Origin of the sequence: Pseudomonas sp. SED1 (assembly GCF_034044025.1) — a bacterium.
In the GTDB taxonomy this organism is placed as follows: domain Bacteria; phylum Pseudomonadota; class Gammaproteobacteria; order Pseudomonadales; family Pseudomonadaceae; genus Aquipseudomonas.
On sequence record NZ_JAXCIS010000093.1, the window covers coordinates 24275 to 48882 of the forward strand.

The 24608-nt window shown below is 56.2% G+C and carries 22 protein-coding genes and 1 pseudogene; 9 read left to right on the plus strand and 14 right to left on the minus strand.

All coding sequences use genetic code 11. The features are described 5' to 3' along the window. Positions 1-48 precede the first annotated feature (48 nt). The 6 genes and pseudogenes from SNL23_RS12215 to SNL23_RS12240 all read right to left on the minus strand — a co-directional run. Positions 49-1581: pseudogene (locus tag SNL23_RS12215) on the minus strand (ornithine decarboxylase); the annotation flags it as partial. After that, complete coding sequence (locus tag SNL23_RS12220) at positions 1556-2770, minus strand: MFS transporter (protein WP_318302361.1); 1215 nt, start codon at positions 2768-2770, stop codon at positions 1556-1558. The gene SNL23_RS12220 and the pseudogene SNL23_RS12215, both read right to left, overlap by 26 nt. 21 nt (positions 2771-2791) lie before the next feature. Next, on the minus strand, positions 2792-4198 hold the full coding sequence (locus SNL23_RS12225; protein ID WP_318302362.1) for a coproporphyrinogen-III oxidase family protein: 1407 nt from the start codon (positions 4196-4198) through the stop codon (positions 2792-2794). Continuing rightward, the gene (gene speD / locus SNL23_RS12230; protein WP_318302363.1) at positions 4195-4569 is read right to left on the minus strand and encodes an adenosylmethionine decarboxylase; all 375 of its coding nucleotides are present in this window, start codon (positions 4567-4569) and stop codon (positions 4195-4197) included. Before speD ends, SNL23_RS12225 begins: the two co-directional genes overlap by 4 nt. Before the next feature lie 619 nt (positions 4570-5188). Further along, positions 5189-5797 carry a tRNA-uridine aminocarboxypropyltransferase gene (locus SNL23_RS12235; protein WP_076014765.1) on the minus strand — a complete coding sequence of 203 codons (609 nt, stop codon included), beginning with the start codon at positions 5795-5797 and terminating at the stop codon, positions 5189-5191. A gap of 5 nt (positions 5798-5802) precedes the next feature. After that, positions 5803-6696 (minus strand): LysR family transcriptional regulator, encoded by an 894-nt coding sequence (locus tag SNL23_RS12240; protein WP_003210734.1) that lies wholly within the window; start codon positions 6694-6696, stop codon positions 5803-5805. A gap of 244 nt (positions 6697-6940) precedes the next feature. On the opposite strand from SNL23_RS12240, the gene speB reads away from it, so the two are divergent. From speB to SNL23_RS12260, 4 genes are all read left to right on the plus strand, one after another. After that, positions 6941-7891, plus strand: a complete 951-nt coding sequence (speB, locus tag SNL23_RS12245; RefSeq protein ID WP_003210733.1) for an agmatinase — start codon at positions 6941-6943, stop codon at positions 7889-7891. Continuing rightward, positions 7891-8316: a YybH family protein gene (locus SNL23_RS12250; protein WP_076014767.1), complete on the plus strand. Its 426-nt coding sequence runs from the start codon at positions 7891-7893 to the stop codon at positions 8314-8316. Before speB ends, SNL23_RS12250 begins: the two co-directional genes overlap by 1 nt. 21 nt (positions 8317-8337) lie before the next feature. Next, positions 8338-9843: a purine-cytosine permease family protein gene (locus SNL23_RS12255; protein ID WP_318302364.1), complete on the plus strand. Its 1506-nt coding sequence runs from the start codon at positions 8338-8340 to the stop codon at positions 9841-9843. A gap of 100 nt (positions 9844-9943) precedes the next feature. Then, a complete protein-coding gene (locus SNL23_RS12260) occupies positions 9944-11326 on the plus strand; it encodes a sodium:solute symporter (RefSeq protein WP_076014769.1) in 1383 nt (460 codons plus the stop codon). A gap of 62 nt (positions 11327-11388) precedes the next feature. On the opposite strand, the gene SNL23_RS12265 is transcribed toward SNL23_RS12260, so the two are convergent. The 3 genes from SNL23_RS12265 to ptrR form a co-directional block, all read right to left on the minus strand. After that, positions 11389-13488: an amino acid dehydrogenase gene (locus SNL23_RS12265; protein ID WP_318302365.1), complete on the minus strand. Its 2100-nt coding sequence runs from the start codon at positions 13486-13488 to the stop codon at positions 11389-11391. Positions 13489-14477: 989 nt separating this feature from the next. Beyond that, the gene (locus SNL23_RS12270; RefSeq protein ID WP_003210728.1) at positions 14478-14600 is read right to left on the minus strand and encodes a PA1414 family protein; all 123 of its coding nucleotides are present in this window, start codon (positions 14598-14600) and stop codon (positions 14478-14480) included. A gap of 137 nt (positions 14601-14737) precedes the next feature. After that, complete coding sequence (ptrR, locus tag SNL23_RS12275) at positions 14738-15631, minus strand: putrescine utilization regulator PtrR (protein WP_167662693.1); 894 nt, start codon at positions 15629-15631, stop codon at positions 14738-14740. A gap of 104 nt (positions 15632-15735) precedes the next feature. Here ptrR and SNL23_RS12280 point away from each other — a divergent pair, with 104 nt between their 5' ends. Beyond that, complete coding sequence (locus SNL23_RS12280) at positions 15736-16944, plus strand: MFS transporter (protein ID WP_076014773.1); 1209 nt, start codon at positions 15736-15738, stop codon at positions 16942-16944. On the opposite strand, the gene SNL23_RS12285 is transcribed toward SNL23_RS12280, so the two are convergent. The 3 genes from SNL23_RS12285 to SNL23_RS12295 form a co-directional block, all read right to left on the minus strand. Further along, the gene (locus SNL23_RS12285) at positions 16856-18298 is read right to left on the minus strand and encodes an NCS1 family nucleobase:cation symporter-1 (protein ID WP_318302366.1); all 1443 of its coding nucleotides are present in this window, start codon (positions 18296-18298) and stop codon (positions 16856-16858) included. The two genes, SNL23_RS12280 and SNL23_RS12285, sit on opposite strands and share 89 nt — an antisense overlap. Before the next feature lie 200 nt (positions 18299-18498). Continuing rightward, positions 18499-18906 carry a DUF2177 family protein gene (locus tag SNL23_RS12290; RefSeq protein WP_318302392.1) on the minus strand — a complete coding sequence of 136 codons (408 nt, stop codon included), beginning with the start codon at positions 18904-18906 and terminating at the stop codon, positions 18499-18501. Positions 18907-19048: 142 nt separating this feature from the next. Beyond that, a complete protein-coding gene (locus SNL23_RS12295) occupies positions 19049-19885 on the minus strand; it encodes a CvfB family protein (RefSeq protein WP_076014775.1) in 837 nt (278 codons plus the stop codon). Positions 19886-20209: 324 nt separating this feature from the next. On the opposite strand from SNL23_RS12295, the gene SNL23_RS12300 reads away from it, so the two are divergent. The 3 genes from SNL23_RS12300 (at position 20210) to SNL23_RS12310 (ending at position 22254) form a co-directional block, all read left to right on the plus strand. After that, the gene (locus tag SNL23_RS12300; protein ID WP_003210722.1) at positions 20210-20389 is read left to right on the plus strand and encodes a hypothetical protein; all 180 of its coding nucleotides are present in this window, start codon (positions 20210-20212) and stop codon (positions 20387-20389) included. Positions 20390-20595: 206 nt separating this feature from the next. Next, the gene (locus SNL23_RS12305) at positions 20596-21321 is read left to right on the plus strand and encodes a TorF family putative porin (protein ID WP_003210721.1); all 726 of its coding nucleotides are present in this window, start codon (positions 20596-20598) and stop codon (positions 21319-21321) included. Between the two features lie 66 nt (positions 21322-21387). After that, positions 21388-22254, plus strand: coding sequence for a DUF6279 family lipoprotein (locus SNL23_RS12310; RefSeq protein WP_318302367.1), 867 nt, complete (start codon positions 21388-21390; stop codon positions 22252-22254). Between the two features lie 3 nt (positions 22255-22257). Here SNL23_RS12310 and SNL23_RS12315 read toward each other — a convergent pair whose 3' ends face one another. Then, on the minus strand, positions 22258-22647 hold the full coding sequence (locus SNL23_RS12315; protein ID WP_167662698.1) for a transcriptional regulator: 390 nt from the start codon (positions 22645-22647) through the stop codon (positions 22258-22260). Positions 22648-22801: 154 nt separating this feature from the next. On the opposite strand from SNL23_RS12315, the gene SNL23_RS12320 reads away from it, so the two are divergent. Next, positions 22802-23077, plus strand: coding sequence for a hypothetical protein (locus tag SNL23_RS12320; protein ID WP_063032478.1), 276 nt, complete (start codon positions 22802-22804; stop codon positions 23075-23077). Positions 23078-23123: 46 nt separating this feature from the next. Here SNL23_RS12320 and SNL23_RS12325 read toward each other — a convergent pair whose 3' ends face one another. Continuing rightward, positions 23124-24470, minus strand: coding sequence for a DEAD/DEAH box helicase (locus SNL23_RS12325; RefSeq protein ID WP_318302368.1), 1347 nt, complete (start codon positions 24468-24470; stop codon positions 23124-23126). Between the last annotated feature and the right edge of the window lie 138 nt (positions 24471-24608).

A 24608-nucleotide genomic window follows, 5' to 3' on the forward strand; every position in this document is an offset into this window, starting at 1 on the left:
AGAAGGAGACACCAGCAACGTGAAGTTATAGAAGTCGGACTTTTCCGGGGTGACGTTCATCTCTCTGAGGTAACAGGTGACGATACTGGCAGGAATAGAAACATCCCCAAAGTCTGTTGCTTTTTTACTCGCACGCGTAGTAAGCACAACCTTGCACGGGTCCAACTAGTGCAAACCGTCTTCTATTGAGCTGGCGTTACGACTGACAGGGTGAAAACCCTCTGAAGCCTGCACCATCCTATTGCCGTAGTAAGCCCTGATGACCCGACAGTGTTGATCGACCTGCCGCCTGAATTCACTGGCCACCGAGGCTGCGGCGTTCCATAACCGCTGACCGTTACCATTCGCATGAATGGCCGCATTCACCTCTAGTGACATGAACAACGGGTAAAACGGGCTAGTCGATGAATGCAGCATAAATGCACTATTGAACACGCGCTCAGAACAATAGCGATGCTGAGATTGAATATGCCTGTCCTTTTTATGAATCTGCGAGGTTTGCGAAAGACCTGACATCTGCTTATGGACAGACTGCGTCACGATAATCCCTGGAGCATCCGACGAAAGTGGAATGTGTAGCGGTGATAGATCTGCGAGCACGTCAACAAACGGCTCGTAGCCCAGCCAGGCAGAGTCGAACAGAACGTAATCGCAGAGGTGACCTATTCGTTCCAGCAGCGCACCAGCGTCCACCACGACCCCATCACACGTGGCGTGCTGCACGATTGCCAAGCGAAACGGCCTTGGCTTCCGAGCCTTCGTCTTGTCGATTTCGGCAACTCTTGCCCTGAGAGAATCCTCTTGCAGTGCGCCTCTTCGGTAACCGCCGAGCACTCCGCAGTCGTCACGAAAATTATCGAGGTACACGGCACGAGCCGCGCTTTGAACAAGCGCTCCCAAATACACAGACTTGTGGTTGTTTCGATCCATCAGCACAAGATCGCCCGCTGTGAGCAAGGCGCTGGTGACAATCTTGTTAGCGGTTGAGGTGCCGTTGAGGACAAAGTATGTTTCGTCGGCATTGAACACATGGGCAGCAAGATCCTCTGCGTGCCTGATGGCCCCTTCATGACTGAGCACATCACCCAGTTCGGGTGCTGCGTGGGGTACATCTACACTGAAGACCTTTGCACCCAACAATTGTTTGAAGCGCACGCCGGAGGGGTGCAGATCAAGGAATCGCCCACCCTGATGACCGGGGCACGCAAACGTAGGTCTTTTCCTTGAGACGAATTCAGCGAGAGTAGAACTGAAAGGCGGCAACGCCGTCGATTCGAAGGTTCTGGCGGCATCAATGACGCGGGCCGTGGCGACATCAGACAATGGCACCCTGAGAACGGTTGGCTGAAGTTTCACAAGTATGGAGGAACACAAATTCCGCGCGTCGTCCTGAATCACAAACAGCGGAATCCGCCACGTGCCCACGCAGTCGATTACGCGATCCGTCAACACATCCTCCAAACTTAGAACGAGCGCAGAAGCCCTGAGTAGATCGTTGCACTCTGCAAAGGAAACGACCGTAAGCCCTGGCCTCTCGCCAAAGAAAGCGGTGACGCTACAAACGATCCTTATCTGCATCATCTCTTTTTACACTCCAACCCAACGAAGCAACACACAGCATGAGTGTCATGCCAATAAAAGTGGCCGGCCCCACGACCAGAAACATAAGGCTTGCAATAAGTCCGGACACGGCATCGCCAATAACAGCTGTAAAGTAGTATAAGGAAAAATTCTTGCCAACCTCATGCGGGTTCGACAGGCATTGAATATTTGTGATAATTGCAATGTCGACAAATGCGCCCACAAAACCAACACATAACAGTAAAAAAATAAACAAGTAAGCGTTGAATTCCAGAGTAATGGCCGCGAGTAAAAAAAGCACACCATAGAGCAACCAGTAATGGATGACCGTACGCACAGTTGTTGCCGCATTGAATTTCAAGTAAAACATGCTGCCAACCACTGTCCCTATAGCAAGCAGGGAATATATGTAGCCTACCGCGGCTTCTGAGTGGAAAGTCTCAATGACCGCAGCCGGCAGAACAAAGCGTATAACAGATGTTGCAAACATGGCACACAATGTGGTGCAACAAATAACTGCAAACAGCGGTTTATTAAATTTCCGCAAACTGCCTACACCGCGAATGGCGTCCTTGAAAATAGCCGACAGGCTGAATGACTTCTTTTCTCTTCTTGCTGACGACACCAAAGTCAACGTACAGGCCACCGAGACCAACAAGCTAACCGAGAAGAATGCAAACACATAGTTAGAGGCTAGCAAAACAGCGATAAGGGAAAATATAAGAGGCCCAACAATCGAAGAGACATCCTCCACAACTTGCAACCCGCTATTAACAGAAGGGAGTTCATCACCCTGCACGATATCGGGAAAATAAGCACGAAAGGTTGGCGTGTACAGGCAGTCAAGTGCAGTCATGAGCATCGACACTGCGATTACAACCCCCACTGTAGCCTGGGAGTACTCAAACACCAAAAACAACACAACCGCCACTGCACACTTCACTAACTCAACGGCCACAAGCGTTGATTTCTTTTCAACGTTATCGGCCAGCCATCCGCCGACAGGGGAAAACAACGCGCTCGGCAAGTAACGAAAAAAATAGATCAGACCAATCAATAGAAGATTCGCCTCGGTCAGCGTAACAACAGCAACGGCAAAGGCCGTTTCAAATGCAAACTCGCCACATTTTGAAAAAAAATAAGCAACCGATAATCTTTGAGTTTCATGATTCAGCGCAAGTGCCCACATAGTTAATTTCCGCCTGGAGATTCAACCTGTAGAATAAATCAACTCATCCCGAGTTATATCTCTACCATTGGCACTAAGCTTTTCGAAAACAATTTTCTTTAAAATATTTTGTTCATCTTCCGGAATTAAATAAAACATAATATTGCTATACCATAGCCAGCCCAACTTCGTCAGTTCGAAGGTCGTAGCTGTTTCGATGACCAGATCCGCTTCGATCAACTCTTGCAGTCGATCAAGTAGCCCTTGAGGCAAGTCACTCATCGCCACTTGAGACTTTTCGATTTCTCCGTGGTAGGGAAGCCGCAGGACGACAGGTTTGACAAGATCAAGTACCGGAGAGTGTTGACTGACCTGACAGATATATTCGCCGGTGGTCATTTTCGCGATGTATTGCTCTCGCAACGAGGTGTTGGTTATAACGTTTTCTGCAAACGATGAGATAGCTCCGACGCCAAATCCCAGCAGGTCATGATCGGCATAGCCATAAACATGCTCGTGGTAGATGAACGAGTAATCTCGTGTAATCAATGCTGATTGGCTATTGGTTTGCCGTACATACCCATGCCCATTGTAGGGGTAGTAACCCTTTTGACGCATATGCTCGTCAATCATTAACTTCATATTCAATTTGCGCATGGCAGGAAAAACCTCGGCTGTCCTCTCCTTGATTTTTTTATGAAGCTTTACCGATGTAACAACGTTGTTGATGGGATAAATATCAATATTGCTCACTCCCAATTCTACAGCCTTGTCAATATCCGCTAGAGTCTGAGACTCGCTACTACCGTTCATGCCATACATAATGTCGCAAAGGACATGCTTGAATGTGGGGACCAATAAGTTAGCCGCTCGCTCAATTTCGGTAATGTCCTCATTGAGATTGAATAGCTTTCTCCAGCCGGGGTCGATGGTTTGTAAACCGAAGCGAGCGTGTGTAACCCCAATATCGGCCAACACTACAGCGCGTTCACGGGTGACGCTGGTAATGTTGAATTCAAAAGAAAACTCCTCAACCGTCGACATATCGAAAAAACGGTGTAGTGCTTCGCCAATGTCATTGATATTCTGCGGCGATAGGAGTGAAGGCGTGCCCCCACCGAAGAAAATCGCCCTTACTGGAACGGCTTTAAAATCCATCAACCTAGACTTGTATTCAATCTCCTTTATCAGCGCCTCAGTGTAACGATCAATATCTTCTTCATTCTTGTACAAGCCGCGGGTAAATGGACAAAACGAACAGATGGCTTCGCAGAACGGGATATGAAAATACAATGCCCGCGACGCTGCTTTATTATTGGCACCATTTAGCAAGCCAGACAACTTTTTTTCGTCGGGTTGAAAAACATCAAGTGACTGCGACGGAAAGAAAAAATTGTATAAGGGGAACTGGTAGTCAAATTTAACAACCCCGTTATTAACAAGCTTCATTTTTCCGCCTCCTTGAAAACAACATTACTTCCACGTAATAGTGTACGCGTGACGATCTGTACACCGCTGCCGAAAAAATTTCGAATACATTCATTAATAGAAATATTGTTCGAGCCGCAGGTATAAACGTCAATGCTGATGTAATGGGTTTCCGGGTAGGTGTGATAGGACAGATGGGACTCAGACAATAAATATAGGCCCGTTACGCCTTCGCCCCCCACATCAAACTTGTATATCAGATGATCGAGAACGGTGAACCGCGAGTATTGCAAAGTGCCGAGAAAAAAATCATGCAGTGCAGATGCATCTTTTAACAGATACGAATCCGCCCCGGTAATATCCCAAATCGTATGATAGCCAAAGTCGTCCATACGAACATCGCTCCTACCCCTGATATGCGCAATCTAGAAGCTAAAGAAAAAGGGAGATTAACTCCCTTCTTCCTCACGCACTTACCAGAGGCAAACGCCCTTGGTAGAAACGCCAGTCACGTCGGTTTTAAATAGTTCGATTGCAGATTTCATGATGTGCTCCTTTTAAGTTTCTGTGTTTCTCGGCGTTACCGAGAACCTAAAAGCTAGCAGGAAGTTACTATTGAGAAACTCTAGAAATGTAAAAAAATCTTTCAGGCTTCCTCATAACCAAACCAAGGTTACTTTTTACGAACATGTACACCTTAAGTTCCCCAGTACAGCTTTTTTCACTCGATGCTCGCCCCCACCATTACACGACGGCTTAATATAGGGCCCCACGCTTGAGATGATGAATTTTCCTACGCAAAAGTCGGTATGTATTAGTTTTCCTAGCCCGTACTTTTCGTACAGAACCAAGGCTCGAATACAGCAAAAAAAGAAATACTCAGACTTATCGTTCGTTTTTTTTAAAACTTGTTTTGTTCTTACACTCAAATTTCAGTCTGTCTTAAGCATCTATACAACGGACCTTAAACTCAATTCTCGCAAGCCAGATAAAGCCGTAAGTGCTTCTGACTTAGCTACGGGAGCTCAAATCACAATGGTTTCGCTGGAACACTTCATCGCCCATCGCTGCAATTTGTCCGTCGATCAATGCCTCAAAAGGTTTCAGCAGCGGCTCAAATGACGTGGGCGCTTCGAGCACCTGCAACGCCTGCACGATGGCCTCCACCGTCGACAATGCCCCGGGCCCCGGCGCCTTGCGCAGCCGGTAACGGGACACGGCGCCTTCCGCCAGCGTCACCCGAGGCAACGCCGCCAACAACGGATTGAGGTGCAGCAGCTTGCGCGCCTTGCGCCAGGTGCCGTCCGGCACCACCAGCAGCAACGGTTCGTCGGATGGCGCGTAGGCCTGCAACGGTTGTGCATCCTCGGCAGGGAATAACAATCGCGCTTGATAACCCGGCGGATTCAACAACGCCTGCAAATCCTCAAATATCTCGCCCACTACCAACTGCGCATTCACCAACCCCAGCGCCGCCAGCCGCGCTGTATTCAAGGCATGATTGACCTCGCTTGGATGCTGCAACAGCAACACGCGGGTACGGCTATCCAGGCTGGGGATCAGCGCGCACAGGCAATGAGTGGTGGGCCGCAGGCAGCGGGGGCATTGGGGTCTGGACATGGTTTTCAGGCCTGGTTGAGCTGGGCTTTGAGTAAATCGCGGAAGGTCTGGATCAGGGGTTCGCGGCTGCGGCCCCGGCGCATGATCATCGAGAACGGAGCCTGGTAACCAAAGGTCGCCGGCAGCAGCACCCGCAAATCCCCCTTGTCGGCCCAGGCCTGGGCGTAGTGTTCCGGCAGGTAGCCGATGTAGGCGCCGGACAGCACCAGGATCAGTTGCGCCTCCATACTTTCCACCGTGGCAGCGCTGTGCTTGAAGCCGTGGCGCGCCAGTTCGGCCTGGCTCCAGTAACCACGACCGACCATGCGTTGCTGGGTGATCACCTGTTCGGGAATGCGCCGCTCGTTGAACAACGGGTGGCGGGTGCTGCAATACAGCCAGTGCTGTTCGCGGTACAGCGGCATGTAGATCAGCCCGCTCATGCGGTTGGAGAAGGCGCCGATGGCCAGGTCCAGGCGATTGTCCTGGACGCCGAGCTGCAACTCGTAAGGACTCATCACCGACAGGTGCAAATGCACCGCCGGGTGTTCCTGGCTGTAGGCGCCGATGACTTCGGCAAACGGCAGGGCTTTGTCACTGACGGTGGAGTCGAGCACGCCAAGCTTCAGGGTGCCGCGCAACTCGCCTTTCAGCGCAGCGGCGTATTGCTCGAAGCCTTCCAGCTCGCCCAGCAGGCGCAAGGTTTCCTGATGGAACAACTCGCCCTTGCTGGTGAGGCTGAAACCACCCCGGCCGCGATGGCACAGCACCAGGCCCAACGCGGCTTCCAGTTGGCTCATGTAAGTGCTGATGGCCGAGGTCGACAGGTTGAGTTCGTGCTGGGCATTGGCGAAACCCTGGTGCCGCACGACGCTGACGAAGATGCGCAGGAGTTTCAGGTCGGGCAAGGCGTTGGCCATGGGCTCTCCAGAGGCAAACATAAAACCTGTGGGAGCGGGCTTGCTCGCGAATGCGGTGGATCAATCGAACCCTCCGTGACCGACACACCGTATTCGCGAGCAAGCCCGCTCCCACATTTGAACCGAGTCTACCTCAGGCATTAGTTTAGAAAAATCTGAACTAAGTATTTGCCCCTGCCGATTCTTCCCTTCCCCTGCATTTCGCAGAATCGGCCTCTAATAAACACAACGATGAGGCAATCCCGTGGACAAGATTTTCCACCAACCACTGGGCGGCAACGAAATGCCGCGCTTCGCCGGCATCGCCACCATGATGCGTCTTCCCCATCTGCAATCGGCCAAGGGCCTGGACGCCGCGTTTGTCGGTGTGCCCCTGGACATCGGCACCTCCCTGCGTGCCGGCACCCGTTTCGGGCCGCGGGAAATCCGCGCTGAGTCGGTGATGATCCGCCCTTACAACATGGCCACCGGCGCTGCGCCGTTTGACTCGCTGTCGGTTGCCGACATCGGCGACGTGGCGATCAACACCTTCAACCTGCTGGACGCCGTGCGCATCATCGAAGAAGCCTACGACGAAATCCTCGAACACAACGTGATCCCGATGACCCTGGGTGGCGACCACACCATCACCCTGCCGATCCTGCGGGCGATCCACAAGAAACACGGCAAGGTCGGGCTGGTGCACATCGATGCCCACGCTGACGTCAACGACCATATGTTCGGCGAGAAAATCGCCCACGGCACTACCTTCCGCCGCGCGGTGGAAGAAGGCTTGCTGGATTGCGACCGCGTGGTCCAGATCGGCCTGCGCGCCCAAGGCTACACCGCCGAAGACTTCAACTGGAGCCGCAAACAGGGCTTCCGTGTGGTTCAGGCTGAAGAATGCTGGCACCACTCGCTGGCGCCCTTGATGGCTGAAGTGCGCGAGAAAGTCGGCGGCGGCCCGGTGTACCTGAGCTTCGACATCGACGGCATCGACCCGGCCTGGGCGCCTGGCACCGGCACCCCGGAAATCGGTGGCTTGACCACCATCCAGGCGATTGAAATCATCCGCGGCTGCCAAGGCCTGGATCTGATTGGTTGCGATCTGGTAGAAGTTTCGCCGCCGTACGACACCACCGGCAACACCTCGCTGCTGGGCGCCAACCTGCTGTACGAAATGCTCTGCGTATTGCCGGGCGTGGCGCACCGCTGATGAGCGCCCAGGCCGAGGTAATAAAAGCCGCGGCCGACCTGGTGTCGGCCTTCGCCCGCAATGACCGCGCCGCCTACTTCGGCGCGTTCAGTGCCGACGCCAGCTTCGTGTTCTACACCCTCCCCCAGCCGCTGCTGAGTCGCGATGCCTATCAGGTGTTGTGGGACAGCTGGCGCCGGGACGAGGGTTTTGAGGTGCTGTCCTGCACCTCAAGCAACGCTTTCGTCAGCCTGCACGGTGACGTCGCGGTATTTGTGCATGACGTGGCCACCGAGCTGCGCATGAACGGGGAGCAATGCTTTAGCCAGGAACGCGAGACCATTGTCTTCAAGCGACAAGGTGATCGCCCACAACAAAAAGAAGGCCTGTGGCTGGCCTGTCACGAACATTTGTCCGCTATGCCGGAAGGGCTGCCGCCCCATTAGCCAATGTGATCGGAGCAGATCATGAATAATAAAAACAACGAAAACAGTATTCGTAACATAGAAACCAACGGCGTCGAACAGATCCCGGACCACGAACGTACCGCCGGGCCGAAGGATTTGTTTCGCCTGATTTTCGGCGGTGCCAACACCTTCGCCACCGCCGTGCTGGGGAGCTTTCCGGTGCTGTTTGGCTTGTCGTTTCAGGCCGGCGTCTGGGCAATTGTGCTGGGCGTGCTGGTGGGTGCGGTGATCCTGGCGCCCATGGGCCTGTTCGGTCCGCTCAATGGCACCAATAACGCCGTGTCTTCCGGTGCGCACTTTGGCGTGCACGGGCGGATTGTCGGCTCGTTCCTGTCACTGCTGACCGCTATCGCGTTCTTCTCACTGTCGGTGTGGAGTTCAGGCGATGCGCTGGTAGGCGGTGCGAAACGGCTGGTGGGCTTGCCGGAAACCGACTTGACCTTGGGCCTGGCCTACGGCGTGTTCGCCATTCTGGTACTGACGGTGTGCATCTACGGCTTTCGTTTCATGCTGTGGGTCAACCGCATTGCAGTATGGGCGGCGAGCCTGCTGTTCCTGTTGGGCATCTTCGCCTTCGCACCCGCTTTCGACAGTCACTTCGCCGGCACCGTTGCCCTCGGCCAGACCGGTTTCTGGGCGGCGTTTATCGGTGCGGCACTGGTGGCCATGAGCAACCCGATTTCCTTCGGGGCGTTCCTCGGTGACTGGTCGCGCTACATCCCGCGGGAAACCTCGAAGATGCGGATCATGCTGGCGGTGGTGTTCGCACAGATCGCGACGTTGATCCCGTTCCTGTTCGGCCTGGCCACCGCGACCATCGTGGCGGTCAAGGCACCGGACTATATCGCGGCCAACAACTATGTCGGCGGCCTGCTGGCGGTGGCACCGAGCTGGTTCTTCCTGCCGGTGTGCCTGATCGCGGTGATCGGCGGCATGTCCACCGGCACCACGTCGCTGTATGGCACCGGGCTGGACATGTCCAGCGTGTTCCCGCGCCTGCTGTCCCGGGTCAAGGCGACGCTGCTGATCGGGGTGATGTCGATTGCCTTCATCTTTATCGGACGTTTCGCCGCCAACCTGGTGCAGAGCGTGTCGACCTTCGCCGTGCTGATCATCACCTGCACCACGCCGTGGATGGTGATGATGATCATCGGCCTGATCGTACGCCGGGGCTACTACTGCCCGGACGACCTGCAAGTGTTCACTCGCGGTGAAACCGGCGGGCGCTACTGGTTCAGCCACGGCTGGAACTGGCGCGGCCTGGGGGCCTGGATCCCGAGTGCACTGGTGGGCCTGTGCTTCGTCAACCTGCCAGGACAGTTTGTCGGGCCGCTGGGCAACCTCGCCGACGGCATCGACATCAGCTTGCCGGTGACGCTTGGGCTGGCCTCGCTGGTGTACCTGACGCTGCTTCACATGTTCCCTGAACCGGCTTCCGTCTACGGGCCGACTGTGGCGAGGGAGCTTGCTCCCGTTCGACTGCGCAGCAGTCGCGAGGCCGCCTGATGAATTGTTTTGAGAGCACTGGGGCTGAACGGGAGCAAGCTCCCTCGCCACATTGCGCCCCTTAGCCCCACATAAAAAAGATAATCGGAGACTCGCCGTCATGGCTTTAGATCTATTCGTCGTCCTCATCTACGCCGCCGGCATGCTGGTGCTCGGCTACTACGGCATGCGCCGCGCCAAGACCCATGAAGATTACCTGGTGGCGGGCCGCAACCTCGGCCCTACGCTGTACATGGGCACCATGGCCGCCACCGTACTGGGCGGTGCCTCCACCGTCGGCACTGTACGCTTGGGTTATGTGCATGGTATTTCCGGCTTCTGGCTATGCGCCGCGTTGGGCGCCGGGATCATTGCGCTGAACCTGTTCCTGGCCAAGCCGCTGCTGAAACTGAAAATCTTCACCGTGACCCAGGTCCTGGAGAAACGCTACAACCCCATGGCCCGCCAGGCCAGTGCAGTGATCATGCTGGCCTACGCGCTGATGATCGGCGTGACCTCGATCCTCGCCATCGGCACCGTGCTGCAAGTGCTGTTCGACCTGCCGTTCTGGATCTCGGTGTTGGTGGGCGGTGGCGTGGTGGTGGTGTATTCGACCATCGGCGGCATGTGGTCGCTGACCCTGACCGACATCGTGCAGTTCGTGATCAAGACCGTTGGCCTGATGTTTATCCTGCTGCCGATCTGCCTGTACCGCGTCGGCGGTTGGGACGAACTGGTGGCCAAACTGCCCGCGTCGAATTTCAGCTTCACTGAAATCGGCTGGGACACCATCATCACCTACTTCATGATCTACTTCTTCGGCATCCTGATCGGCCAGGACATCTGGCAACGGGTGTTCACCGCCCGTGACGAAAAGGTCGCCAAGTACGCAGGCACGTTCGCCGGTTTCTACTGCATCCTCTACGGCCTGGCCTGTGCGCTGATCGGCATGGCCGCCCACGTACTGATCCCGGACCTGGACAACGTCAACAATGCGTTTGCCGCCATCGTCAAAGTCTCGTTGCCGGACGGTATCCGCGGCCTGGTAATTGCCGCAGCACTGGCTGCGATGATGTCCACCGCCAGCGCCGGTTTGCTCGCCGCTTCCACCGTGCTGACCGAAGACCTGCTGCCACGCCTGCGGGGCGGTAAACAGTCGAGCCTGAAGATCAACCGCCTGTTTACCTTGCTGACCGGTATCGCCGTGCTGGGCATCGCACTGGTGGTAACCGATGTAATCAGCGCACTGACCCTGGCTTACAACCTGTTGGTGGGCGGCATGTTGATCCCGCTGATCGGCGCGATTTTCTGGAAACGCGCGACGACGTCCGGGGCGATCACGTCCATGACCCTGGGTTTTGTGACGGCGCTGGTGTTCATGATCAAGGATGGCTTGGATGCCAACACGCCGATCTACTACAGCCTGGGCGTGGGCCTGGTGAGTTTTGTGGTGGTGAGTTTGCTGTCGCGTCGTCCGGAGGCTGTAGCAGCTCGGGCGATCTGAACGAACAGTTGAAAGAAGCTTTCTTCAGCGGGTGCGACGTCGGATGTCGCACCCGTTTTTTTTCATCCCCACATTGCCGAGACTGCTGGCGCTCTTGCCTGGATGACTTCCTGGACCAAAGACGCCCATACCAATCCCTGGGTTGTGCCTGCGGCATACGTTGCCCCGGCGACAATTCGGTTGTATGCCGACCAATAAACGATTGAAAGTCCATCTGCGATGCCGGGCCTGGCACATTCAATAAGCTGCAAGTCGCCACGTTCGATGGCCATGGTGTAGGACTGTGGAAAGTGCCGAGAGACAGCAGCCAGACACGCCGCCCGTATCTGCTCCTTGTACTGCGGCGTCGAATCGGGCGGAACCTGCCCGCCGGAGACAAGAATGTAGTCCCCGTCCAACCGGCAATTCATGACACCGATTGGCAGATCGTACTGCAGCTTGAGTCCGCGCATTTCGACACCTTCATTGCCAACAGCGCGAAGCTTGAAAAACCAGCCAATGATCGCGACTACTTCGGGCTCCTCTACCCCCATGGCAGTGACGACGAAATGCTCTCTACTCAGATCAGCAATTTGGACTGGGCTTAGGTGCCGGGGCAGGAACTGAACCCCAGAGCGCTGCAATAGCGTCTCTATTTCATCCATAAGATCGCCAAACTCCAGATCGTAGCCAGATACCTCAATAGCCCGACCGACCCCGGGCACTCCATAAGTTGCCTGGAATTGCAGTTGACTGATCTCAGCAAGTTCACGTCCCGGCTTACCACTCGGCCAAGGCCTGTTTTCGATATCACGTTGTTCGCAGATCGCGGTCTCTACGCCGCTGGCGTCGTCCACATAGGCTCGTACAATCCGCGAACGGGCAAATTTTGCCAGCGATGGGTTGTCAGCCAGGAGCTTTTCAAAAAGTTCGATACCTGCACGATTGCACTCGACGGCCAGATACTGATTTCCAGGAGTCAGGTAATCGTTATGCAGCGGCTTTGCAGTCGTCTCCGTTGCTGACAAATGACGCATGTTCACCTGATTATGACTGGCACCATCCCGTTCCTGATTTCCTCCGTAAACCATGACCTGATAATTCGCCAGGCGGAACATCACGGCTTGGAGCAGGCCGTTGATACCTCTGCCAATGATCGACACACGCGGCGCACCGGCCTCTGCCTGTTCAGCGGGGATCATCAATGATTGTGCAAGTTTTCGTCTGACAAGGCCGTGCAAGGCCATCAAGCTCAGTTGCACTGAGACCGCATAGTCGAGGTCGCAATGGCAGGCTTCAGTGGTTGCCGCCTGTGTCGTCAGCGTCGCCGGCTTGTACCATGTGGAGACACTGCAACCGAGCGCTTGTGTGCGCACCCGAAACGCATCCAGTGTCCTGGGCCCGTAGTCCAATACCAGCTGGATGTCTTCGGCCGTCGCCAGGGTCTGCAAAGCGTCATCGCTGAAGACATCCGGCTTGGCGACACAGACCAGGCGAGCTTGTCTGTGGATGCACTGAATGAGGGTCCGATCAATGCGATGCGCGGATTCATCATTCAACGACAAGCATATGGCGACCGCATAGGCACCCTCCAACGCCTCGAGCCAGTCTGTGACAAATGAAACTCTGCAATTGGAAGAGGCTTTCCCGATCTTGTCAGGCACGCGATCGCGCCGTTCCAACACCTTAATCCGAACATCCGGATCTCGATCAAGCAACAACTTAACAAGCTCTTTCCCTACATTACCGTATCCCAGCACGCAGATTTCACGGGGTATGGAGCCATCGGAGTGTGTCAGCCAGTGCGCAATATAAGCAGCAACATGCGGCGCGTTAACCCCTGGCGTATTGATCACTCGAATATTGTTAGATTCGCAAAGATCCAGCCGAACTTTATCCAGACTCGCACCTCTGCGGACTAAGTGAAGGTCTCCAAATGGGTGCGATATACGCCATTGAGCAATGATATCTGCATCAATAGTTTGGTCCCCGACAATGATCGTTGACGGGCGCAGGAGACCGATCTGTATGAGCAGAACTTGCTTGGTTAATGTCGGAGGGAAAAACACTACGTTGCTGGGTGCGTCAGCCTTCCAGCCTCTCGATACAGGTGCGATATGTAAAATATTTTCGGTTGTGGCGATGAGTGACGCGGCGACTGGCGGAACGGAAGAGAACACCATAGTTTTGTCTCCAACAATTCTGACTGACTTATGCCCAGGAGAGCGGAATTCAATAAAGTTGGGGGATCGCATAAATGCAAACGATACAAATCTTTTCGTGATGAAACTCAACCTACGCTTGTCTTTAAAATCAAATAAGCCAGCCAACTCTGATAAATAGGTAGTCCAATTCCGACACTTAACGCCAAAGCCTGACTGATGTGCACGAATTCGGACTACTTATCTGTATGACGGTGAAACTATTAAACAATATATTTGAAGAGCTTTTCCTGAAAGCAGGCGCTTCCATCCGAACGATCGTTCAGATCACCCGCTTTTTGCCTGTCCGAACTAGTGCCTTGCCCCTGAAAACATATCGTCGCACTCTTTGCAGGCGAAATATTGCTCCGCCGCAGGGCACGCAATCACGCCAATGCCCCCCGCCCTCACCTGCCATGTGCAGGCCTTCCCGCTGTATTTCAATCTTCCTTCAAGGTAACAAGGCGCCCATTCGTAGTCGTCATGCAACGCTCGGCTATCGATGGTTATGGCGCGCTGGAAAAAGCTCATTACCTGGTTCTGGTCGAGAGGCACGTCGGAGGGTCGGCAGCTACCAGGCTCTTGGGACTGGAAGCCGGAGACGGCGATGTCTCCCAAGTTGTTAGAGTCAAACGTGTGCGGCTGTGCGCAACCGGCCAGGAGTGTCAGCAGCGCCGCCAACCAGAGCATGCGTTTCACTTGCGAACCACGCTGGAGCCATGCATCGACATATGACGACTTCCTTCTTCAAGAAAGGCAGAAATATAGAGCGCTGAAATAATCGAGACGACAGAACAACAGGAAATGTCCGACCAGGATACTTCCGCAGTCAGACAGATACGTTTTGTTGGAGTGGCAGAAAAATCACACCTGCAAGCAACACTTCAGGTGACAGGAATACACCCTGGAAATGACCAGCCCGTCAGCGCCCACACGATAAAACCTACAGTCGCGAGAGCGCTTTTCAGGACTTACCTGCGACGCGGGCGACGCTGCTCGTCATCGGTGCGAATTGGCACCGGTTGCAGCGGTGGCTCGATCAAGCCGAGTGCGACGCCGAGGTCGTGCAGCCAGTTTTGCAGTTTCTCTTTCATGGTGCCCCCTTGGGGTAGTGCCGAGCGGCTGGAATTCTGTAGCCGCTTCCTACAGATAATAGTCTTAAGTCCTACGTATTGCTTGAACGAAACCACAACGAACTATTACTGAATTGATCAAAATCCTGACGGATCGTTCAAGCAATCGCTCGTCTGTCTGCTTCGGGTACGACTTTGCCCTCTTGCTGCAGGTCAATCCATGCATTGAGATTAGCGCCGAGCATGCCCTTGCGCCACATCAACCAGGTGGTAGCGCTGGCAAAAGGCTCTGCCAACGGATGAATGGACACGCTGTCCTTGCCCGGCAGGCTGTCGAGCATCGATTCAGACATCAATGCCACGCCGGAACCGGCGATCACACAGGCCAGCATGCCTTGGTAGGACTCGATTTCGATGGCCCGGCCCATGGCCACACGGTCGTGGGAAAACCAGGCTTCCAGACGTGCCCGGTAGGAACAGCTGCGTCGGAAAGTGAACACCGAGCGGCCAGCCACATCCTGCGGCCCACGCACGGGCGGATGATCGGCCTCGCAAATCAGCAACAGACGCTCTTCGCACAGCGGCACGCCATCGAGAGTGGCCAGCGCCAGCGGCCCGTCTACGAGGGCGGCATCCAGGCGACCGGTAATCAAACCTTCCAGCAGTTCGCCACTGGGGGCCGACTGCACCTGCAGGTTCACCATCGGATACGCCTTGTGGTAACGCGCCAGCAGCTTGGGCAAGTGAATCGCCGCCGTGCTGTACATGCTGCCCAGCACAAAGTCGCCGGCCGGTTGCCCGCCTTGCACCGCGCCATGGGCTTCGTCGTGCAGGGCCAGCAGGCGCGCGCTGTAGTCCAACAGCACTTTGCCTGCGGGAGAAAGCTGCAAACGTTGGCGCTCGCGTACGAACAGTTCGACGCCGAGCTGTTCTTCCATCTGCTTAAGCCGGGTCGACAAGTTGGACGGCACCCGGTGCAAACGCTCCGCGGCACGGGTGATGGAGCCCTCCTCGGCCACGGCCTGGAAAATCCGCAATTGACTAAACTCCATCACCTTTCTCCAAAACTGAACAAGTTACTCACTATTATTCATTTTTAAAGAAAGTCAATCCGCTTTAGCCTGATGGTTACTCGCTTCCCGTAGGAACCTTGACCATGTCACCGCTGATCCGCTTAATCGCCAGCTTTATCGCCTTGATGATGGCCATGGGCATTGGCCGCTTCGCGCTTACCCCGCAAATGCCGCATTTGCTCAGTGAAGGCCAGATCGACCTGACCGGCGCCGGATTGATCGCGGCGGCCAACTACCTGGGTTATTTCGTCGGGGCGGTGGATTCGATCTTTGCCCGCAGCCATCACCATGTACGCGGACGTTTATACGGTGGGCTTTGGTTGTGTGTGCTGCTGACCCTGGCGTCGTACTGGGCCCACGGGTTCTGGCCGCACCTGCTGTTGCGCTTCGGTACCGGTGTGGCGAGCGCTTGGGCGTTGGTGATGATCACCAGCCTGAGCCAACCGCTGGCCATTGCGGCCGGGCGCCCACGCTTGGGTGCACTGGTGTTTGCCGGACCGGGGCTGGGGATTCTGTTGACCGGGTTGCTGGCGTTGGGCTCCAACCTGCTGGGGCAAAACTCTGCCACTTTATGGCTGGTGTATGGCGTGGTCGCCCTGGTCATGCTGCTGGCAATCCTGCCGTTCCTGCCCAAGCCTTCCGCTGCCAACGCGCCCGTTGCCAGCCACACCGACATGGCCAGCAACGGCAGCATCACACACCTGTGCTGGATCTACGTGTTGTACGGCCTCGGCTACATCATCCCGGCGACGTTCCTGTCACAGATGGCCAGCGCGCAATTCAAAGGCGCCTGGCAAGCAGACCTGTTTTGGCCCTGCTTTGGCCTGGCCGCCGCGATTGGCGTGGTGGTCGCGAGCCTGCGCCGCAAGGACCCTGACACCACCCGCCGCTGGCTGATGACCACCCTTTGGCTGCAAGCGGCCGGGGTGTTTGCCTGCCTGCTGGGCAACGGTTGGGGCCTGGCGTTGGGAGTGTTGCTGTGCGGGGGGCCATTCCTGGCGTGCATGCAACTGGTGATGGCGCGCTTGCGTGAGGTCGCCCCCCACGGCTACCAGCGCAGCACCGGGTTGCTGACCGCCAGCTTTGCAATCGGCCAATTGAGCGGGCCGTTGCTGGCGTCGGTCAGCAGCCACCTCAGTGGTGGCCTGCAACCGGCGCTGGTGGTCGCCGGCGCCGGTTTATTAGTGGCGGGCTCGGTACTGGTCAGCCGGCAACCATCGGTGCAGGCGCACGAACCTGTTCACGCCGCGCCAACACCAGGAAAAACAGCCCACCCAGGAAGCAGCCGGTAAACCAGGCGAAGTTGGCCATGCCCTGCAGCGCCGGGGTAAAGGTGATAGCGACGCCCACCAGCGTCGCGGGCACCAGTGCCTTGACCGCCGTCCAGTTCACGCCTCCATCAAAGTAGTAGCGCCCACTCGGGCTGTCATCGAACAGCGCATCCACATCGATCTTCTGCTTTTTGATCAGATAGAAATCCACCAGCAGAATCCCGAACAACGGCCCGATAAACGCCGCGAGGATGTCGAGGGTGTAGTGGATCGTCAACGGGTTGTTGAACAGGTTCCACGGAGTGATGAAGATCGAGGCCACCGCCGCAATCATCCCGCCGGCGCGCCAGCTGATTTTGCTGGGTGCCACGTTGGCAAAATCAAAGGCCGGCGAGACGAAGTTCGCCACGATGTTGATGCCGATGGTCGCGGTGACGAAGGCGAACGCCCCCAGCAGCACGGCCATGTCGTTGTCGATGCGCGACACGGTGGCAATCGGGTCGTGGAGCATTTCGCCGAACACCGGCAAGGTGCCCGAGACGATGACCACGGTGACCAGGGAGAACGCCAGGAAATTTACCGGCAAGCCCCAGAAGTTTCCGCGACGCACATCCTTCATCGTGCGGCAGTAGCGGCTGAAATCACCGAAATTCAAGGTCGGCCCGGAAAAGTACGAGACCACCAATGCCGTCGCCACGATGATTTGGCCAAACGCCTGCCAGCCTGACAGCGACTTTTCCGCCAGGGTGAAGCTGATATTCGCCCAGCCCGCCTTCCAGACGATCCAGCCGGCCAGGGCAAACATCACCGCATAGACAATGGGCCCCGCCCAGTCGATGAAACGACGGATGGATTCCATGCCGGCCCAGAACACCAGCGCCTGGAGCGTCCACAGGCTGAGGAAACCGAACCAGCCCAGGTAAGACAGGCCGGCAAAATGCGGCTCTGCGTATACCGCCATCTGTGGGAAAAAGCGCAGCACCACAATGATCAGTGCGCTGGACGCCAGGTACGTCTGGATTCCGTACCAGGCCACCGCAATTAAGCCGCGAATCACTGCCGGAATATTCGCACCGAATACACCAAAGGCCAGCCGGCAGATCACCGGGTACGGTACCGCCGCCTGTTGGCTCGGCTTGGCCACCAGGTTGGCGATCAATTGCACAATGCAGATCCCGGCGAGCAAGGCGATCAATACTTGCCAACTCGCCAGCCCCAGGGCAAACAGGCTGGCGGCGAATACGTAACCGCCGACGCTGTGCACGTCGCTCATCCAGAAGGCGAAGATGTTGTACCAGTTCCACGTTTGCGGCAGCGGTCCCAGGTCCTGGTTGTACAGGCGCGGGCTGTAGCCTTTGGGCAATTGTTCGGTCATCGCAGGGCTCCTCGTAAATACCGGCCTGCCACCCGCGACGGGAGTGCGTACGGGAGGCGGCATGGTTTGTATACGAGTTGATGAGCAGAATGCGTGCCAATGGAATGAAACTCGGCACAATCCCTCTGTGCACGCGGGACTATCCGGAGATAGGCAGTGCCGCTTCGCTCAGGGATGGTGCAGATGATTCCTGTACACAATCAATTGTGCACCCTGCGTGCACATTGATAGCCCACGGTGCAGCAAACCGCACTCAGAAAGGTGCCCCAAGCGATGTCCATGACAGCCAGCCCGGCAGACCATCCTTGCAAGGTCGCCCAATTGCTCAGGTCATAAGTGCCATAAGCCACCAACCCAAGAAGTGCGCCAAGCCGCGCTGCACGTTGCCAGCCGCCGCTCGCCAAAGCCGGAAGGACAACAAACACCACACAACCGAAGACATAGAGGAGATAGAACGCCACAGCCGGGAACAGCCGCGGCTGATCGAGCATCAGCGGGCCGAGCAGCGCTTTGTAGGTCGGCCCCATAAGGACGCCGAGCCACAGGCCGTCAAGGATCAGAAAGGCGAGCAAGGTGCCGAGGTAGGCGAAGAGCGTTTTCCTGGACATCGTCGTGACCCATGTAGGAGCGAGCTTGCTCGCGATGGTCGTCAACGATAACGCGCCCAGTCTGAATGAACACGTTGCCTTGACGTTCTTCGCGAGCAAGAACTAGGCGTCCCCCTCGCTCCTACAAAAGAGCAAACCGCGATCAGCTTAGTTCAATGCGATCCGCGTGGATCACAATGTGACCCTGCTTGTAGAGGGCGCCGATGGCCTTCTTGAAGTTGCCTTTACTGACACCGAACAAACTGCTGATCAGTGCCGGATCGCTTTTATCGCTGACCGGCAGGGTGCCGTTATTGTCACGCAACTTGGCGAGGATCTTAGAGTTCAGGCTGGAGGCCGCTTCTTCACCCACCGGCTGCAGGCTGAGGCTGATATTGCCGTCGGCGCGGATTTCCTTGATGAAGCCTTTCTCTTCCTTGCCCGGGCGCAGGAACTTGAACACTTCGTTCTTGTGGATCAGGCCCCAGTGCTTGTTGTTGATAATGGCCTTGAAGCCCATGTCGGTAGCTTCGGCCACCAGCAAGTCAACTTCCTGGCCAACCTTGTAGGTGGCCGGGGTCTTGTCCAGGTAACGGTCAAGGCGCGCGGTGGCGGTGATGCGCTTGGTGTGTTTGTCGAGGTAGACGTGCACCACGCAATATTCACCGGCGGTCAGCTGGCGCTTTTCTTCGGAGTAAGGCAGCAGCAAATCCTTGGGCAGGCCCCAATCGAGGAATACACCGATGCTGTTGACTTCAACCACTTTCAGACTGGCAAATTCACCCACCTGTACTTTTGGTTTTTCGGTGGTCGCGATAAGTTTGTCATCGCTGTCCAGATAAATAAAAACGTTGAGCCAGTCTTCATCTTCACTGGGAATATCTTTGGGGATATAACGGTTGGGCAAAAGGATTTCGCCCTCTTGATCACCATCCAGGTACAAACCAAAGTTAGTGTGTTTAACCACTTGCAAGCTGTTGTAGCGCCCGACTAAAGCCATTTCCAATACCCTCATTGCGTGGGCGGCATTCTACCCGAGTTGACGGCGGCGGTCCCGTGTAGCGGCGCACAGGCCTTAAAAATCACGGGTTTGCCGGGCAGCGCCCCGCTCGTCAGATCAGCCACCTGAATTCTGCCGGTGCCCACGGCATGTTTTTCCCGCAGGTTTGTAGTTAAAACAGCGAGTTAGGTGACTATTTCAATCACTAATTTCGGGCGATTCATAAACCCTCTGTATATTTCAGGGGGATATTTGCCAAGCAATTGTCAAGCATTTCATGTACGATGCATGGCCAAGTTAATTTTCTACAGGTTAGTGGCCGCCATGCGCGTAAAAGCATCCAACAGCAAAGCAAAGCCAGCTCCCGCCGTTGAAACCAGCGAATCGATCAACAGCCAAATTGCTGCATTCCTCAAGCAGGGCGGCGAAATCCAGCAAATTGCCAAAGGCGTAAGCGGCCAGACTTTCGGCCCGTCCAAGCAGATCACCCTGGGTAAAAAGTAATACCGCGCATCACACCTGGTCCCTAAGCGCTTTGCCTTTCAAGGCGCTAGGACTAGAGCCCGTAACACCCTCTGATCCACCCCCTTTAACACCAATCGACGAACGGGCTTCATCTGCGAACCATCGCCGGTATGCTTGCACACGTCTAGATCGGGCATTTGCCTGATATTTCCCGTTACTGCTCCTCGCTTTTCATGGAGTGAAGCATGCTCAAATCCTGCATTTTCCTGGCCGGTGCCTTGTTGGCCAGCCCCCTCGCCGAAGCGCAGGTTTTCCAGCGTGAATTGGGTGACTTCGACCTTAAATTGGGCACCACGCCCAGCCGCAGCATGGCCCAAGGCCTGGTAAAACCCACCGCACCCGGGAGCGACTCGTTCCACGGCGGCCTCGACCTGAGCCACGGCAGTGGCCTGTACCTCGGCCAATTCTCACCGAGCATGGGGATTTCCCCTACCAGCAACCTGGAAGTCGACTCCTACCTGGGCTTCAAGCGCCCCTTCGACCAGACCCTGGGTTATGAACTGGGGATGATTCACTACAGCTATCCCAAGCTGAGCCCACTCGACAGCCAGGAGTTCTACGGCGGCCTGACCTTACTGGGCAACCGCTTCGGCGCCTCCTTCAGCAACGACCCGGACCGCCAGGACAGCACCTTGTTTGCCGACCTCGGCGGCACCAAGCCTTTCGGCATCGGCGTCAGCATGAAGTACACCACCCACCAGTTGGGCACCCCGGTGTCGGTTGCCGATGGCAGCTCCATCCGCAGTTTCAGTGACTGGTCGGTGCAATTCTCCCGGCCGTGGATGGGTGTCGACCTGAACCTGATCTACAGCGATTCCAGCCTCAGTGGCGGCGATTGCTCGGCCTACTCCGGACACAACTCGCAATGCGACGGGCTATTGACCTTAAAAGCAGAGCGAGCGTTTTATTGATGAGCTGAACTGTCGCTGCACTGACGGGTTCAGATGCAATAACCTCGTCTGCGCAAGGACTCGCCCATGCTGCGTCGCTTAAAACTTCTGGTGATGTTGCTGACCCTCAGCCTGGTGCTCGCCGGCTGCAATCGGGTAGGCCTGGCCTATCGGAATCTGGATGTGATCATCCCCTGGACCCTGAGCGACTACCTGAACATGAATGCCGGGCAAAAGAGCTGGTTCAACGACACCCTCAAGGAACACCTGGCCTGGCATTGCACCACCCAATTACCGGGTTACCTGAACTGGCTCGACCGCTTGCAACAGATGGTCGACAACAACCAAGTCACCGACGCCGCCCTGCAAACCCGCACCGCCGAGGCCAAGCAAGCCATTGCCGAAAGCGCCCGCGCAATCACGCCATCCGCCGTCGAATTATTGCAGGGGCTGGACGACCAGCAAGTACGGGATATGGAGCAAGCATTCGCCAAGGACCTTCGCAAGCGTCAGGACGAGTACCTGAAACCACCCCTCGAGCAGCAGATCAACGAACGCGCAGAGCGCATGAACAAGCGCCTCGATGCCTGGCTCGGGCCGCTAAGCGCCAGCCAGCAGAATCGCGTCACTGCCTGGTCGATCGCCTTGGGTGACCAGAACCAACAATGGATTGGCAACCGCGCCCACTGGCAAACGCTCTTTATCGCAGCGGTCAAAGACCGCCACAGCAGCGACTTCCCCCAGAAGATCGAGCAACTGCTGGTGGACCGCGAAAGCCTGTGGACGCCGGAATATCGCCAGGCCTACGCCCAGACCGAAATTGCCGCCCGCAGCCTGGTCGTCGACCTGATGGCTGAAAGCACCATGCAGAAACGCCAGAAGCTGACACAGAAGATCGACAAGGTGCGCAGCGACTTCAAAGCCCTTAAATGCCTGAAGGCTGGCACCCCGTAGTCATCAGGCAATCTGTGCTTTCGACGCCACTTCATCAAACGTCGCCGGATCCAGCGCATCCGCCTGCTCGTCCAGCACCTGCCGCGGGTGATTATCGCCGGGGATGCTGCTGTCGATCAGGCTCAGCAACTGTGAGCCGCGCGGGGTTAATTTGAAATTCTCACCATTGCCGCACTCTTCCTCTGACCTCGACTCAATAAAGCCGTGCTTGAACAATAACGCCTCGTAATCTGCTGCAAGCTTTTTAAACTCATCGAGATTACCGATGCGCTCTCCGGCGGCAGCCCTTTTAGTCGCTTCCTCTTCGGCATATTTGCGCGGGGCGAAGCTGGCGCCACCGTTCTGTACCTCATGCAGCAATCGTTCGATCAAATCCCAATCGTAAGTCGTCATCCTGATTCCTCCTGAAGGCACACGAAATAGGCCCTTCAAAGGTGTGACATGCCGGACCCATCGTCCGTTCAGCCTAGCGGACAGGCGCAATTTTGCTGAACTTTTCAGCGCTTGCGGCCCTCAACCGAACATCATCGCCATGGAGGTCCGAACAATGAAAACCCTGCTGAATATGGCCGTCGCCGCCACCCTGCTCGCAGCGCTACCCGCGTGGGCCTGCACGCTGGAAGAAGCCACCGCCAAACGTGAGCAACTGGCCAAGGAGGTGACCAAGCTCACCCAACAGAATCCAGAGAAGGCCAAGGAAATCAACGAAGAGCTGCAGAACATGAAGCTGGAAACCGCCAGCGCAGACCTGCCCGACAAGTGCCAACTGATCGACCAGCGCCTCAAGGAAATGGACGAGGCCGCTGCAAAAGCCAAAAACTGAGGCGAAAAAAAACCGGACATCGTCCGGTTTTTTTGTGGCTAAAGCCTTACTCGGCAGCCGGTGCTTCCGGCTTGCGGCGCTTCAGAGGCGCCATGCCGTCCTTGCTGACCAACGACAGGTTGTCGGTCTTCGGGCGGTTGGCAATCTTGCGCTTGGTCGGCGACTTGGCACCGGCCTTCTTCTTCTCGCCCTTGGCGTCGACTTTTTTCTTCTTCACGCCAACAGCCTTGCCCGATGCCTTGACCTTCTTCGGCCCGCCGTAAGTGCCTTTGACTTCCTTGATGGTGCGGCGCTCGAACGACTGCTTCAAGTAGCGCTCGATGCTCGACATCAGGTTCCAGTCACCATGGCAGATCAGCGAGATCGCCAGGCCATCGTTGCCGGCACGCCCGGTACGACCAATACGGTGTACGTATTCGTCGCCGCTGCGGGGCATGTCGAAGTTGATCACCATGTCCAGGCCGTCAACATCCAGGCCGCGGGCGGCAACGTCGGTGGCGACCAGGATCTTCACGCCGCCTTGCTTGAGGCGGTCGATGGCCAGCTTGCGGTCCTTCTGGTCTTTCTCACCGTGCAGGACGAACGCCTTGTACTCCTGAGCCACCAGGCGACCGTAGATGCGGTCCGCCATGGCCCGGGTGTTGGTGAACACGATAGCCTTTTGATAGGTCTCGTTGGCCAGCAACCAGTTGAGGATCTGCTCTTTGTGCACGTTGTGGTCAGCGGTGATGATCTGCTGACGGGTGGTCGAGTTCAGGTCGCTGACGTTGTTGACCTGCAAGTGCTCAGGGTTGTTCAGGATCTTGGCGACCATGTCGCGCAGGGTCGAACCACCGGTGGTGGCCGAGAACAGCATGGTCTGCTGGCGGTTCACGCACTCTTGCACCAGGCGCTGCACGTCGTCGGCAAAGCCCATGTCGAGCATGCGGTCGGCTTCGTCGAGCACCAGGACTTCAACTTCCTTGAGGTCCAGGTTGCCGGCGTTCAGTTGTTCGATCATCCGGCCCGGAGTGCCGATCAGGATGTCCGGCACCTTGCGCAGCATGGCGGCCTGGACCTTGAAGTCTTCGCCGCCGGTGATCAGGCCGGACTTGATGAAGGTGAACTGCGAGAAGCGCTCCACTTCCTTCAAGGTCTGCTGGGCCAGTTCGCGGGTTGGCAGCAGGATCAGGGTCTTGATGCTGACGCGGACTTTAGCCGGGCCGATCAGACGGTTAAGAATCGGCAGGACGAAAGCGGCGGTCTTGCCACTCCCGGTTTGAGCCGTCACCCGCAGGTCACGCCCTTCGAGCGCGAGCGGGATGGCCGCTGCTTGCACAGGCGTTGGCTCGACAAATTTAAGCTCGGCCACGGCTTTGAGCAGGCGTTCGTGCAGGGCGAATTGGGAAAACACGGGTGCTACCTCGAAGAAATACAAAAAAACAGCTGCATAGGGTAACGGTTTCGGGCGCTCAGGCCGAGTTTCTTTACGCGAACTGCGTTAATCAGCCGCTTTTTTGTCAGGGAATTTGTCCACAACGACAACTTTGAC

Coding starts and splice junctions, on each gene's coding strand:
- SNL23_RS12220 (WP_318302361.1), bottom strand. CDS start 2,770: ATGTGGGCACTTGCGCTGAATCATGAAACTCAAAGATTATCGGTTGCT.
- SNL23_RS12225 (WP_318302362.1), bottom strand. CDS start 4,198: ATGAAGCTTGTTAATAACGGGGTTGTTAAATTTGACTACCAGTTCCCC.
- speD (WP_318302363.1), bottom strand. CDS start 4,569: ATGGACGACTTTGGCTATCATACGATTTGGGATATTACCGGGGCGGAT.
- SNL23_RS12235 (WP_076014765.1), bottom strand. CDS start 5,797: ATGTCCAGACCCCAATGCCCCCGCTGCCTGCGGCCCACCACTCATTGC.
- SNL23_RS12240 (WP_003210734.1), bottom strand. CDS start 6,696: ATGGCCAACGCCTTGCCCGACCTGAAACTCCTGCGCATCTTCGTCAGC.
- SNL23_RS12250 (WP_076014767.1), top strand. CDS start 7,891: ATGAGCGCCCAGGCCGAGGTAATAAAAGCCGCGGCCGACCTGGTGTCG.
- SNL23_RS12255 (WP_318302364.1), top strand. CDS start 8,338: ATGAATAATAAAAACAACGAAAACAGTATTCGTAACATAGAAACCAAC.
- SNL23_RS12260 (WP_076014769.1), top strand. CDS start 9,944: ATGGCTTTAGATCTATTCGTCGTCCTCATCTACGCCGCCGGCATGCTG.
- SNL23_RS12265 (WP_318302365.1), bottom strand. CDS start 13,488: ATGGTGTTCTCTTCCGTTCCGCCAGTCGCCGCGTCACTCATCGCCACA.
- SNL23_RS12270 (WP_003210728.1), bottom strand. CDS start 14,600: ATGAAAGAGAAACTGCAAAACTGGCTGCACGACCTCGGCGTCGCACTC.
- ptrR (WP_167662693.1), bottom strand. CDS start 15,631: ATGGAGTTTAGTCAATTGCGGATTTTCCAGGCCGTGGCCGAGGAGGGC.
- SNL23_RS12280 (WP_076014773.1), top strand. CDS start 15,736: ATGTCACCGCTGATCCGCTTAATCGCCAGCTTTATCGCCTTGATGATG.
- SNL23_RS12285 (WP_318302366.1), bottom strand. CDS start 18,298: ATGACCGAACAATTGCCCAAAGGCTACAGCCCGCGCCTGTACAACCAG.
- SNL23_RS12290 (WP_318302392.1), bottom strand. CDS start 18,906: ATGTCCAGGAAAACGCTCTTCGCCTACCTCGGCACCTTGCTCGCCTTT.
- SNL23_RS12295 (WP_076014775.1), bottom strand. CDS start 19,885: ATGGCTTTAGTCGGGCGCTACAACAGCTTGCAAGTGGTTAAACACACT.
- SNL23_RS12300 (WP_003210722.1), top strand. CDS start 20,210: ATGCGCGTAAAAGCATCCAACAGCAAAGCAAAGCCAGCTCCCGCCGTT.
- SNL23_RS12305 (WP_003210721.1), top strand. CDS start 20,596: ATGCTCAAATCCTGCATTTTCCTGGCCGGTGCCTTGTTGGCCAGCCCC.
- SNL23_RS12310 (WP_318302367.1), top strand. CDS start 21,388: ATGCTGCGTCGCTTAAAACTTCTGGTGATGTTGCTGACCCTCAGCCTG.
- SNL23_RS12315 (WP_167662698.1), bottom strand. CDS start 22,647: ATGACGACTTACGATTGGGATTTGATCGAACGATTGCTGCATGAGGTA.
- SNL23_RS12320 (WP_063032478.1), top strand. CDS start 22,802: ATGAAAACCCTGCTGAATATGGCCGTCGCCGCCACCCTGCTCGCAGCG.